9 protein-coding genes and 1 pseudogene are annotated in these 12,719 nt (G+C 74.2%); 3 read left to right on the forward strand and 7 right to left on the reverse strand.

The window, feature by feature from the left end; all coding sequences use genetic code 11:
* Positions 1-178 precede the first annotated feature (178 nt).
* Entirely contained in the window at positions 179-1,345 is a 1,167-nt protein-coding gene (locus ACZ6AA_RS25440) for an ADP-ribosylglycohydrolase family protein (protein WP_468454548.1), read from the forward strand.
* 25 nt (positions 1,346-1,370) lie between these two features.
* Positions 1,371-1,865 carry an NUDIX domain-containing protein gene (locus tag ACZ6AA_RS25445; protein WP_471460127.1) on the forward strand — a complete coding sequence of 165 codons (495 nt, stop codon included), beginning with the start codon at positions 1,371-1,373 and terminating at the stop codon, positions 1,863-1,865.
* A gap of 106 nt (positions 1,866-1,971) precedes the next feature.
* On the opposite strand, the gene ACZ6AA_RS25450 is transcribed toward ACZ6AA_RS25445, so the two are convergent.
* From ACZ6AA_RS25450 to ACZ6AA_RS25480, 7 genes and pseudogenes are all read right to left on the reverse strand, one after another.
* A complete protein-coding gene (locus tag ACZ6AA_RS25450; protein ID WP_468482640.1) occupies positions 1,972-2,457 on the reverse strand; it encodes a methylated-DNA--[protein]-cysteine S-methyltransferase in 486 nt (161 codons plus the stop codon).
* Positions 2,458-2,507: 50 nt separating this feature from the next.
* The gene (locus ACZ6AA_RS25455) at positions 2,508-4,130 is read right to left on the reverse strand and encodes an AlkA N-terminal domain-containing protein (RefSeq protein ID WP_471460223.1); all 1,623 of its coding nucleotides are present in this window, start codon (positions 4,128-4,130) and stop codon (positions 2,508-2,510) included.
* A 784-nt stretch (positions 4,131-4,914) separates the two neighbouring features.
* Positions 4,915-5,340: pseudogene (locus ACZ6AA_RS25460) on the reverse strand (O-acetyl-ADP-ribose deacetylase); the annotation flags it as partial.
* Entirely contained in the window at positions 5,337-6,749 is a 1,413-nt protein-coding gene (locus tag ACZ6AA_RS25465) for a phytoene desaturase family protein (protein WP_471460225.1), read from the reverse strand. The gene ACZ6AA_RS25465 and the pseudogene ACZ6AA_RS25460, both read right to left, overlap by 4 nt.
* Before the next feature lie 337 nt (positions 6,750-7,086).
* Positions 7,087-7,941: an inositol monophosphatase family protein gene (locus ACZ6AA_RS25470; protein ID WP_468454542.1), complete on the reverse strand. Its 855-nt coding sequence runs from the start codon at positions 7,939-7,941 to the stop codon at positions 7,087-7,089.
* Positions 7,942-8,027: 86 nt separating this feature from the next.
* Positions 8,028-9,875: a gamma-glutamyltransferase family protein gene (locus ACZ6AA_RS25475; protein WP_471460129.1), complete on the reverse strand. Its 1,848-nt coding sequence runs from the start codon at positions 9,873-9,875 to the stop codon at positions 8,028-8,030.
* 9 nt (positions 9,876-9,884) lie between these two features.
* On the reverse strand, positions 9,885-10,781 hold the full coding sequence (locus tag ACZ6AA_RS25480; protein ID WP_468454538.1) for a helix-turn-helix transcriptional regulator: 897 nt from the start codon (positions 10,779-10,781) through the stop codon (positions 9,885-9,887).
* 424 nt (positions 10,782-11,205) lie between these two features.
* On the opposite strand from ACZ6AA_RS25480, the gene ACZ6AA_RS25485 reads away from it, so the two are divergent.
* Positions 11,206-12,591 (forward strand): hypothetical protein, encoded by a 1,386-nt coding sequence (locus ACZ6AA_RS25485; protein WP_468454536.1) that lies wholly within the window; start codon positions 11,206-11,208, stop codon positions 12,589-12,591.
* Positions 12,592-12,719: the final 128 nt, after the last annotated feature.

Here is a 12,719-nt window from a genome sequence, read left to right on the forward strand (position 1 = left end):
TAACCGCAGGAGGGGGCCGCTGCCCATGGTCGACCGGAGCAGACGTTGATCCACTGCCCGGAGTTTTCCGCTCATGTCGGGGCAGAACGGTGCGCGGGATGTGCGGGGGATGATCGATCATCCCCCGGTCCCGGTCGGCGGCGCGCGGCGCACCCCCGCCTTCGGGTAGACCGGACGCATGACGTCGACGGCACCGGACATCCCGCTCGCGGACCGCGTCCATGGCGGCTGGCTCGGCCGGGTCGCCGGGAACATGCTCGGCAAGCCCGTCGAGCGCGGCGACCACTGGACGCGCGACCGCATCGACCGCTATCTGCGGCTCACCGACGCGCTCCCCCTCACCGACTACCTGCCGGAGCCGCCGGAGGGCGCGGCGGGCTTCGAGCTGCGCCCGGAGTGGCGCGCCTGCGTGCGCGGCCGCGTCGACGGCAGCTGCCGCGACGACGACGTGGACTACGCGATCCTCGGCCTGGAACTCCTGGAGTCGCACGGGTTCGGCTTCAGCACCGAGCAGGTGGGCGAGCTGTGGCTGCTGCGGCTGCCCTATCTCCAGACGTACACGGCGGAGCGCGCCGCGTACCGCAATCTCACGAACGGGCTCAAGCCGCCGCTGACGGCGACGTACGACAATCCGTACCAGGAGTTCATCGGGGCGCTGATCCGCGCCGACATCTTCGGCTGGACCTGCCCGGGCGACCCGCGCCGCGCCGCGTCCCTCGCCCGCAGGGACGCGGTGCTCTCGCACTCGGGCAACGGCGTGTACGCGGCGATGTGGGCGGCGGCGCTGGTCTCGGCGGCGTTCACGGCGGCGGGGCCGCGGGACGCGCTCGACGCCGCACTCACCGTGATCCCGGCGAGCAGCCGGTTCGCGCGGACGGTACGCCGTGTGATGTCGCTGTACGAGGCGTCGCTGAGCTGGGAGGAGACGCTGGCGACGGCGGAGAGCGAGACGGCGGGGCTCGGCTGGATCCACGCCGTGCCGAACGCCGCCGTCCTCACGGCCGGACTGCTGTACGGCGAAGGGGACTTCACGCGCACCATCGCGCTGACCGTCCGCGGCGGCCTCGACACCGACTCGAACGGAGCGACGGCGGGGTCCGTCGCGGGGGTGCTCTGCGGGGCCGCGGCCCTTCCTGCGCAGTGGCGCGATCCGCTGCGGGACCGGGTGCGCAGCGCGGTGTTCGGCTACGACGGGGCGCGGATCAGCGAACTGGCGGAGCGGACGGCGCGGTTGGCGGTGCGGGAGGCGGGGGACGCGGCGCCGGCGGCCGGGGTGGCCAAGGGGGCGGCGGAGGGGGCGGCGGAGCCGCAGGACTTGACGCCGCCGAAGCGCCACGGCGGGTGATCCACCTGGCGCTACGCTGCCTGTCGTGACCACTCTCGACTACGCCACGTACATCGCGGGCCTCCCCCGCGTCCTCGCCGGAGCCGCCAGCGTCATCCGCGACCGCGCCGGACGCGTCCTGCTCGTGGAGCCCAACTACCGCGAGGGCTGGGCCCTTCCGGGCGGCACCGTCGAGTCGGACGACGGCGAGAGCCCGCGCCAGGGTGCGCGCCGCGAGACCGTCGAGGAGATCGGCCTGGACGTCGAGCCCGGTGGGCTGCTCGCCGTGGACTGGGTGCCCGGCACGTCGGCACGGCCTCCGCTGGTGGCCTTCCTGTACGACGGCGGGGTGCTCGCCGACGACCGGTTCGAGGCGATCCGGCTCCAGAAGGAGGAACTGCTGTCGTGGCGCCTCGCCACCCGCGAGGAGTTGCCGACGTACCTCCCGGGGCCGCTCGCGGGCCGGGTCCTCGCGGCGCTGGACGCGCTGGACGCGGGGACGGGGGCGGTGGAGCTGGAGAACGGGCGCCGGATCGGCTGACCCGAACCCGTTCTCGCTCCTAGTCGCTCCTAGTCGCTCCTGCGATTGTCCTGAACCGCCCGCACTGAACCGCCCGCCCGGAACCGACTGCCCCGAACGGTCTGCCCTAGAAGAGAACCGACCCGCTCTCGAAGGCGAGGAGGCGCTGCTTGCGGTCGAGGCCGCCGCCGTAGCCGGTGAGGCCGCCGTTCGCGCCGATGACGCGGTGGCAGGGGACGATGACGCCGATGGGGTTCTTGCCGTTGGCGAGGCCGACGGCGCGGGAGGCGGCGGGGTTGCCGAGCTCCGCGGCAAGTTCGCCGTACGTACGGGTCTCGCCGTAGGGGATCTCAAGGAGCCGCTGCCACACCGAGCGCTGGAACGGGGTGCCGTCCAGGCGCAGCGGCAGGTCGAACTCCTTCAACTCGGCCGCGAAGTAGGCCTGGAGCTGCTCCGTCGCCGGGCCGAAGGGGGACGGGTCGCGGTCGCCGAAGGTCTCCTCGGCAGGCCTGTGGCGCTGCTCGGTCATGTAGAGGCCGCTGAGGGTGCCGTCGGTGGCGACGAGGGTGAGCGGCCCGTAGGGGCTGTCGACGACGGTGTGCTGTCGGTACATGGGTCACGTCCCGTTCGGGTCCCCGCGGTGCGGGAACGTGGTGGAAGCCCTTATGCGGGGAGGTGGTTGATGGCGTGGTCCTCGGTGGCCCACAGGTACTGCACGGCGTAGGCGCGCCAGGGGCGCCAGGCGGCGGCGCGCGCCGTGAGGGCGGCGGGGGTGTGCGGCAGGCCGAGCGCCTGGGCGGCGCGCCGGATGCCGAGGTCGGAGGGCAGGAACGCGTCCGGGTCGCCGAGGGCCCGCATCGCGATGACCTCCGTGGTCCAGGGGCCGAAGCCCGGCAGGGCGGTGAGCTGGGCGCGGGCGCGCTCCCAGTCGTTCTCGACGCCCAGTTGGAGGGTGCCGTCGGCGAGGTGGCGCACCAGCGTCAGCAGGGTGGTGCGGCGGCTTCGGGGCAGCGCGAGCGACTCCGGGTCGAGGTCCGCGAGGGCGCCAGGCGCGGGGAAGAGGTGGGTGAGGCCGCCCTCGGGGTCGTCGACGGGCTCGCCGTGGGCGGTGACGAGGCGCGCGGCGTGGGTGCGGGCGGCGGCCGTGGAGACCTGCTGCCCAAGGACCGCCCGTACGGCGAACTCGGCTTCGTCCACGGTGCGCGGCACCCGCCGCCCCGGCGCCTTCGCGACGAGCGGCGCGAGCAGCGGGTCGTCGGCGAGCTGGCCGTCGACGGCGACGGGGTCGGCGTCCAGGTCGAGCAGGCGCCGGCAGCGGCTGATGGCGAGGGTGAGGTCGCGCGGGTCGGTGAGGGTCAGGCGGCAGCCGATGTGGTCGGGGTGCGGGGTGAGGGCCACGATGCCGTGTCCGTAGGGCAGGCGCAGGGTGCGGCGGTAGGCGCCGTCGCGCCACTCCTCCACGCCGGGCACGGCGGTGGCGACGAGGTGCCCGAAGAGGTTGTCGGGGTTGAGGGGGGCGCGGAAGGGGAGGCGGAGGGAGATGGTGGCGGGGGCGCCTTCGGCGGGCGGGGCGCCTTCGGCGGTGAGGGAGGTGTGCGGGCCGCTGGCGGCGGAGGTCCTGTTGGCCACGGAGGCCGCACCGGACACGGAAGCCTCACGCGCACCGTGCGCACCATGCGTACCGACGCTGAAGTTGGCATCGGCGTTGGCCTGGGCTTTGGCGGCCGAACGACTGCCCCCGGCCCGCTTCACCGCCCGGGTCCGAAGTTCCCCCGGGGCGAGGGCGAAGACCTCCCGGACGGTGTCGTTGAACGTACGGATCGAGGAGAAGCCCGCGCCGAAGGCGATCTGGGCCATGGGCAGGGTGGTGGTCTCGATGAGCAGCCGGGCGGTCTGGGCGCGCTGGGCGCGGGCGAGGGCGAGCGGGCCCGCGCCGAGTTCGGCGAGGAGTTGCCGCTCGACCTGGCGGGTGCTGTAGCCGAGGCGGGTGGCGAGGCCGGGGACGCCCTCGCGGTCGACGATGCCGTCGCCGATGAGCCGCATGGCGCGGGCCACGAGGTCGGCCCGCTGGTTCCACTCGGGCGAGCCGGGGCTGCTGTCGGGGCGGCAGCGCTTGCAGGCGCGGAATCCGGCCTGCTGGCAGGCGGCGGCGCTCGGGTAGAAGCTCATGTTCTGGGGCTTGGGCGGCACGACCGGGCAACTGGGACGGCAGTAGATGCGGGTCGTCAGGACGGCGGTGAAGAACCACCCGTCGAACCGGGCGTCCTTGGACTGCACGGCCCGCACACAACGCTCGAAGTCCCCGTACGTCCCTGCGGGCGCGGCTGTTCGGGCGGGGGTGAGGGGCGTGAGGGGGGCGGCGGGGACGGTGGGTGCGGTGGGGTGCTGTGCGGATGCCGGGCCGGGGTGCCCGGAACCCTCTCCCCCGGCCGGGCCGGGGCGGCCTACGCCGGACGCCTCCTCCCGACCGGGACGTACAGCACCCTGCGGCTCCGCCGGGCCGGTCCTGTCGGCGCTCTGCACCCCGGCCGGGCCGGAGCGCCCCGTACCGTCCGCCCCCGTCGCCGGGTGCGTGCCGGGCGCTGCCGGGCCCTCGGGCAGGCCAGCTCCTGCTGTGGCGGCGGTGGCCTCGGGGGCTCGGGATGCGGTGTGCGTCACGATCGGCATGGCTCAAGCATCGGACATCCCCGCGCCCCGGGCTGGCGAGAATCCGACATCAACCTTGCGCGGCCAGGGCTTCCTCGAACGCCCGGTACGCGACCTCGTCGAACAGGACGAACCGCACCTCGTCGAAGTCCCACGCCACCGGCACCACCCCGCTCGGGCTCGCCCCGTCCTGGCCCATGTCGCCCGGCCCCGCCACATCGGAGCCCGCTCGACCCGAGCCCGACCCACCCGGCCCTGCCGCACCCGAGGCCGCTCCACCCAGCCCCGCCGCAGCCGAGCCCGCTCCACCCGGTCCTGCCGCACCCGAGCCCGACCCGCCCGAGCCCACCTGCGCCGAGCCCTCCCCGCCCAGGCCCTCCCCGCCCGCACCCGCCCCCTCCAGGCGCGCCGCCAAGGCGCCCCGTACCGCGCCCACCGCGATCCGTGCCGCGTCGGCCAGCGGCCAGCGGTATACCCCCGTCGAGATCGCCGGGAAGGCGACCGTGCGGGCGCCCAGGTCGGCCGCGACCCGCAGGGACTCGTGGTAGCAGGAGGCGAGCAGGCGCGAGCGGTCCTCGGTGGGGGACCACACGGGGCCGACGGTGTGGATGACGTGGTCCGCGTCCAGGCGTCCCGCGGTCGTCGCCACGGCCCGGCCGGTCGGCAGGCCCTTGCCGTAGTGCGAGGCCCGCAGGCGGCGGCAGTCGGCGAGGATGTCGGGGCCGCCGCGCCGGTGGATGGCGCCGTCGACTCCTCCGCCGCCGAGCAGCGAGGAGTTCGCCGCGTTCACGAGGGCGTCGGCGCGCTGGCGGGTGATGTCGCCCTGGACGAGGGTGATGCGGGCGCTCACGCGGACTCCCGCAGCCTCTTCCAGACGGCCTTCGCCGCGTTGTGGCCGGACATGCCATGCACGCCGGGTCCTGGCGGGGTCGCCGACGAGCAGATGAAGACGGCGGGGTGCCGGGTGCGGTACGGGTACGCGGTGAGCCGGGGCCGCAGCAGCAGCTGGAGTCCGCTGGCGGCGCCGCAGGCGATGTCGCCGCCGACGTAGTTGGCGTTGCGGGCGGCGAGCTGCGGCGGTCCCGCCGTGGCACGGGCGAGGACACGGTCGCGGAAGCCGGGCGCGAAGCGTTCCAGCTGCCGCTCGATGGCGTCGGTGAGGTCGCCCTGCCAGCCGTTCGGAACGTGCCCGTACGCCCAGAAGACCTGCTTGCCCGCGGGCGCCCGGGACGGGTCGACGACGCCGGGCTGCACCGTGATCAGGAACGGGGCGTCCGGCGCCCGGCCCTCGCGGGAGGCGGCCCGCAGCGCGGCGCCGATCTCGCGGCTGCCCGCGCCGACCTGGACGGTGCCCGCGACGCGCGCCTCGGGCGCGGTCCACGGCACCGGCCCGTCGAGCGCGTAGTCGACCTTGAAGGCGCCGGCGCCGTACCGGAAGTTGTCGTAGTAGCGCCCGAGTCCGGCGATCCGGGCGAGCGCGGTGGGCGAGGTGTCGAAGACGTAGGAGCGGGCGGGCGGCAGGTCGTCGAGCCGCTTGACCTCGTAGTCGGTGTGGATGATGCCGCCGAGGTCGGTGAGGTACACCGCGAGCGCGTCGGAGATGGACTGGGAGCCGCCGCGGGCCAGCGGCCAGCCGCGGGCGTGTGCGGCGAGCGCGAAGACCATGCCGACGCCGCCGGTGGCGAGGCCGCCGAGCGGCGCGATGACGTGCGCGACGAGCCCGGAGAACAGCGCCCGCGCGGGCTCGTCGCGAAAGCGCCGCATCAGCCACGTCGACGGCGGCAGCCCCACGAGCCCGAACCGGGCGAGCAGCGCCGGGTCGCGGGGCAGCGCGGTCAGCGGCAGCGACATGAAGTCCCGCAGCAGGGTGTCCCAGTGCGGCAGGAAGGGCTCGACGAGCCTGCGGTACGCCCCCGCGTCGCGCGGCCCGAAGGAGGCGGCGGTCTCGGCGACGGAACGCGCGAGCACGGCGGCGCGGCCGTCGAGGAGGGGGTGGGCCATGGGCAGCTCGGGCTGGAGCCAGTCGAGGCCGTACCGCTCCAGGGGCATGGCGCGGAACGCGGGCGAGTTGATGCCGAGCGGGTGCGCCGCCGAGCACGGGTCGTGCCGGAAGCCGGGGAGGGTCAGCTCCTCGGTGCGGGCGCCGCCACCGACGCTGTCACGGGCCTCGAAGACGGCCACGGAGAGGCCGCGGCGGGCCAGCTCCACGGCAGCGGTCAGACCGTTCGGTCCCGCCCCCACGACGACGGCATCGAGCATCGACGGCACCTTCGGACTCCTTCGTCAGCCGATGGCCAGTGCCGCCCAGGATATGCCGGACCACGGCCACTTCCCGGGCCCCGGCGCCCTCCGACAGCACGCGGGTCGGACCACGCCGTCGAGTACGGCCGCGTCCCCGGCCGGACCCCGCGGTGACGTGCGGCGCCGTCCGAGACCGAAGCGTGCGGTCGCCTGCGGCCACATCCGGAAGGACAGCCCCCGCCGTCGCCCACGACAGCACGCCTGTGCCGACCGGCGCGCCCCGACGCAAACGGCCCGGACCCCACCCCCGACGCACAAGCCCCCGGACCACCTCGCCCGACGGCCCCCGGCCCGATCAGGCCCCGCCCGCGAGCACCCCCGCCACCCGGTGGGCCGTGGCCTCGTCACGGGCCGCGGTGAACGGCAGGGCGTTGCCGCCGGTGATGGCGAACGGCACGCCCTCGCGGGTGCGGTGGGCGCCGCCCGCCTCCTCCACCAGGAGCAGGCCCGCGGCGTGGTCCCAGGCCAGCTCCCAGCTGAAGGCGACGGCGTCGAGGGCGCCGCGGGCGATGGCCAGGTACTCCAGGCCCGCCGAGCCGCAGGGGCGGGCGGCGAAGCCTTCGGCGGTGAGGCCGAGCAGGGCGCGCTTCTGGTCGTCGGTGGTGAAGTCCGGGTGGGACGTGGCCACCGTCAGCGGGCGGCCGGGCTCGGGGGAACCGGCGCGCAGGGGCGTGCCGTTGAGCGTCGCGCCCTTGCCGCGGACCGCCGTCGCGAACTCGTCGAGCGCGGGCGCGTACGTCCACGAGGCCAGGACGACGCCGTCCAGGGCGAGCGCGACGAGCGTGCAGAAACCGGGGTCTCCGTGGACGAACTGGCGTGTCCCGTCGACGGGATCGACGATCCAGACCGGCGCGTCGCCCGCTATCGCGTCGTACCTCGCCGGGTCGGCGTGCACCGCTTCCTCGCCGACGACGACCGAGCCGGGCAGCAGCGCCGTCAGCTCTCGGGTCAGGTGCTCCTCCGCCAGCCGGTCGGCGACGGTCACCAGGTCGTGCGGGCCGCTCTTCTGGACGACGTCGTCCTCGGCGAGCTGCCGGAACCTCGGGGTGATCTCCGCCGCCGCGGCCTCGCGGACCACACGCTCCACGTCAGCGGTCTGTCGTGCGAGAAAGTCGTCGATGCTTTCCTTGATTGCCTGTGTTTCGATCATGCCTCCATGAGAGCACGTACCACTGACAACGCGGACTCCCGGGGTGAACAACGGGTGGAATCGGGATGAAAAGGCGCTCCGCGCCCTCACCGCCCGACCGCGTACCCCTGCATCCCCCGCGGATTCGCCGCCGCCGAAAGCACCCCCGTCCGCGGATCCCGCGCCACCGCGCACAGCCGCCCCTCCGACCAGGGGCCGCCCACCGTCACGTCGTGGCCGCGGCGCCGCAACTCAGCCACGGCCTCCGGGTCGGTGCGGGACTCGACGACGAGGCTGCCCAGCCGCATCCCGCGCGGGTAGAAGGACCCGGGGAAGGACTCGGTGTGCCAGTTGGGGGCGTCGACGGCGCCCTGCAGGTCGAGCCCACCGCGTACCGGCGGGCGCAGCGCCACCGACAGGAAGAAGTGCACCTGCCACTGGTCCTGCTGGTCCCCGCCCGGTGTGCCGAAGGCCATGACGGGCACGCCGTCCTTGAGGGCGAGCGACGGCGTCAGCGTCGTGCGGGGGCGGCGGCCGGGGGTGAGCGCGTTGGGCAGGCCCTCCTCCAGCCAGGCCATCTGCAGCCGGGTGCCGAGCGGGAAGCCGAGTTCCGGCACGACGGGGTTGGACTGGAGCCAGCCGCCGGACGGCGTGGCCGCGACCATGTTGCCCCAGCGGTCGACGACGTCCAGGTGGCAGGTGTCGCCCCGGGTCCCGCCGTCCGGCGTCACGACGGGCTCGCCGTCCCGCGTCACGGTCGGCTCACCGGCCCCCGCCACCGTCGGCTCCCCCGCCCCCACCGCGCCCCCGAGCGCGGCCGCCGCCCCCGAAGCGACGGCCCGCGCGTGCGCGGACAGCCTCGGCTCCCGTCCGCCGGGCCGCCCGGGCCGCAGTTCGCGGGAGGCCCGCTCGCCGATCAACGCCCGGCGCCGGGCGTTGTAGGTGTCCGAGAGCAGTTCGGCGACCGGTACCTCGGCGGCGTCCCCGTACCAGGCCTCTCGGTCGGCCATGGCGAGCTTGCAGCCCTCCACGAGCAGATGCGTGTATTCGGCCGAGCCGTATGCGGGCAATTCGGCTGGAAGCAGGGCGAGTTGCTGGAGGAAGGCGGGGCCCTGGCTCCAGGGGCCCGCCTTGCAGAGCGTCCAGCCGTTCCAGTCGTACGTGACCGGGTCCTCGTACGTGGCCGACCAGCCGGCGAGGTCGGCGGCGGTGAGGGTGCCGGTGTGGCGCTTGCCGCTGGTGTCCAGGGTGGGACGCGCGGCCTGGCGGACCAGCGCCTCGGCGATGAAGCCGGTGCGCCACACCTCGCGGGCGGCGTCTATCTGCGCGTCGCGGTCGGCGCCGCCCGTGGCTTCGGCCTCGGCGACGAGCCGCCGCCAGGTGGCGGCCAGGCGCGGATTGCGCAGGAGTTCGCCGGGGGCGGTCGGGGCGCCGCCGGGCAGGTAGACCTCGGCCGAGGACGTCCACTCGGTCTCGAAGAGTTCCCGTACGGTCTCGACGGTCTCGGTGACGCGTTCCACGGGCGGGTGCCCGTCCTCGGCGTACCCGATGGCGTACTTCAGGACCTCGGCGAGCGACTTGGTGCCGTGGTCGCGCAGCAGCAGCATCCACGCGTCGAAGGCGCCGGGCACGGCGGCGGCGAGCGGTCCGGTGCCGGGCACGAGGTCGAGGCCGAGGGCGTCCCGGTAGTGGGCGACGCTCGCTCCGGCGGGCGCGACGCCCTGTCCGCACAGGACGCGCACGTCGCCGCCCGCCGGGGCGAGGATGATCGGCACCTCCCCGGCGGGCCCGTTCAGATGCGGCTCGACCACATGCAGCACGAAGCCCGCCGCGACGGCGGCGTCGTAGGCGTTGCCGCCGTCCTCCAGGACGGCCATCGCGGACTGCGAGGCGAGCCAGTGGGTGGACGACACCATGCCGAAGGTGCCCTGGAGCGTGGGGCGCGTCGTGAACATGCCCGCAGGCTAGGCCCTGTCGGCGTAGGGCCGTCCGGCGGCTCCCGTCCCTCCTGCCTCCGGCGTCCCGGCGGGGGCGGGGATCAGGCCGTACGTCTGCGCCCGCAGGACGGTGGTGACCCGGTCGCGGGTGCCGAGCTTCCGGTAGATGCTCTGGATGTGCTTCTGCACCGTGTGCACCGAGATGCCGAGGCGGCGGCCGATGACCGCGGCGGTGAGGGCGTCGGCGAGCAGACCGAGGACGGTCAGCTCGCGCGGTGTGAGATCGCCGCCGGGCACCGGCTCTTCGACGTCCTGGCCGTCCTCCGCCGCGGCCCCGGCCTTGCCGTCGTCCTCTCGGCCCGCCGGGGACGCGGCCGCCGCGCGCCAGCGGCTGAGCAGTTCCGCCTGCTCGTCGACGCTCGCGAGCAGGGGCTGGATGCGGCGCGCGTACGCGAGGTGGGCGTCGGTGAAGTCCGTCCCGGAACGGCAGATGAGGAAGTAGCGGCGCGTCCCCGAGGCGTCGGGCAGCGGCACCACCAGGAGGTGGTCGGTGCCGAGGCGGCCGTGCAGCAGCCGTGCCAGCTCGCTGCCGTGCCACTCCCGCTCGCCGAGGATGTCCGCGGCGGTCCGCGGCGCCCGGTCGCCGGACGAGCCGTAGTGGTCCGCGAAGGGACAGCTGAGGCGGATACGCTCCCTCAGGTGATCGTCGAGACGGTGGTCGGCGGCCCCGTCCGCGGCCCAGGAACGGACCGGGCCCCCGCCGCCCGTCCGTTCCGTCTGGGTCAGGAACAGGAACTCGCCGCCGCAGGCGTTCAGTAATTCCGACACCACCGGCGGCCACAGCCGCCCGGGATCCGGTTCCCGCAGCGCCTCGATGGCGAGGTCGAGCATGCGCTGATAGTGGCGCACGGATATAGCGGACATAACTAGCACTGGGTCTCCCCGTAATTTTTATTGCGCCCTTAACGCGTTCCTCGAGTGTCGATACGCACTTTTACCCATACCACTCGGCGCCTAAGGTGAGCGAGTCTGGAGCTGTCCCACCGGTGCCGGGCACACGTATCCGGCCCGCCGGATGGGCGAACGACGTTGCAGTGAACGGGAAGAGCCACCCCCCACCAGCGAACTTCCCGGCCGGGCCGGGAGTTTCCGACCCGGGTCCGCAGCTTCGCGCAATTCACGGGCCACTTGTCCTGTCGACAGGACAGGAAAAACTTTCAGTCTATCGCCCGGATATGCGCCTCACTAAGAAGTACGACATCTGCTCATGCCGCACGACAGATGACATCGGCCACCATTCGGGCAACGGCAGCCAATGGTGAGTCAATCGCCCCCGAGGGAGAGTCTCTTGCACCCCACGTCTGTCGCCTCCCACACCCCCACCCACAACGAACGAGGCGTCATCGCCGAGCACTACTACGCCCTGCAGAGCCTGCGTGCCATCGAGGACGCCCGCGCCGAGGCGACCGCCGACCCGGTCACCCCGCAGGCCTTGCTCGTGGGGCTCTACCAGTCGGCGGAGATCGCCCTGCACAACCTCACGGACCTCCTCGACCGCGCCGCCGACCACCTGGAAAGGCTGGATGTCGACCGTTGCGTGACGGCTTTGCACTGGGTGCGCAGCTTCCACCGCGTCCTGGTCCGCCTCAGCGTCGCCGCCCTGCGCGTGAGCGGCGGCATGCCGGACGAGGCGCCCCGCTGGGACGTCGAGGCGACCCCGGCGTTCGCCGAGTTCACCCCGGCCCTGCGCCGGTTCGACCAGCGGCTCACGGCGCTCGCCGGGCAGGGCCTGGTCGACGTGGCGGGGGTCATCGCCGAGCGCGGCCTGGAGGACCGGTGGTTCGGCGTCCTGCACTGTGTGCGCGTCGCCAACCACGACGCCCGGGTGTGGAGTTCGAACCTGGCCAAGGCCGCGCACCCCGCGCCGGGCGTCGCCCCCGAGCGGCTGCTGGCCAGCGACCGGCTGCAGCACGCCGTCCATGAGCACCACTTGGCCGGTGACACGTATTTCACCCAGTTCCGGGCACTTCACCAGATCCCCGAACTTCTCGTACGGGAGATCAACGACCGTATCGAGGCGGCCATCCGCAGCGCCCGCGCCGGTGACATCGCGGCCGCCGTCGACGCCCTGGACGGCGCCGCCGAGCTGTTCGACCCGGTCGAGGCGTGCCTGCCCCCGATCGTCGACAACCTCAGCACCCACGACTACCACCAGATCCGCGAGAACCTCGGCCTGACGAGCGGCAGCCACTCGGTCAGCATGCGGTTCCACCTGTTCACGGACCTGTACGAGCAGTTCGCCGCGGAGCTGGCACGGCTGCGGGCCGAGGGCGGCGCGGACCCGCTGCTCCCCCGGCTCGAACGGCACGGCGTGGGCCTGCGCGTGTTCATCTTCGCCTGGCGCGACATGCATCTGCACCTGCCGCGCAACAACCTCGGCGGCATGGAGACCAAGTCGCTCACGGGCGCCCCGGACGCCATCCGCACGGTCCGCAAGATGCGGGACAACGCGGCGCACGGCGACGCCCTGGAGCGGCACGCCGTCGCCGCGCACGTCCCGTCCAGCTCGGCGGGGCCGCTGATCGGCTACCTAGACGGGCCGGAGTCCTCCGACGGGATGCTGCTCGCCGCGACCGGCGCGTCCACGCAGGTCAACTTCCGTGATGTGCAGGAGCGGCGCGAGTTCTTCTCCCAGGCGTGCCCGTTCTCCAGGCCGCCGCGCCGGGTCGTCTAGCGCGTACACGCGCCGGGGCGTCCAGGGCATCCACACCGCCGGGGCGTCCAGGGCGTCCGCCGAAGACCAGCCGCCCGTGACCCCGCCCCCACCGCGGTCACGGGCGGCACAGGCCGTTCCGGACGCGC

The sequence above is a fragment of the Streptomyces sp. NPDC040610 genome (assembly GCF_055594065.1).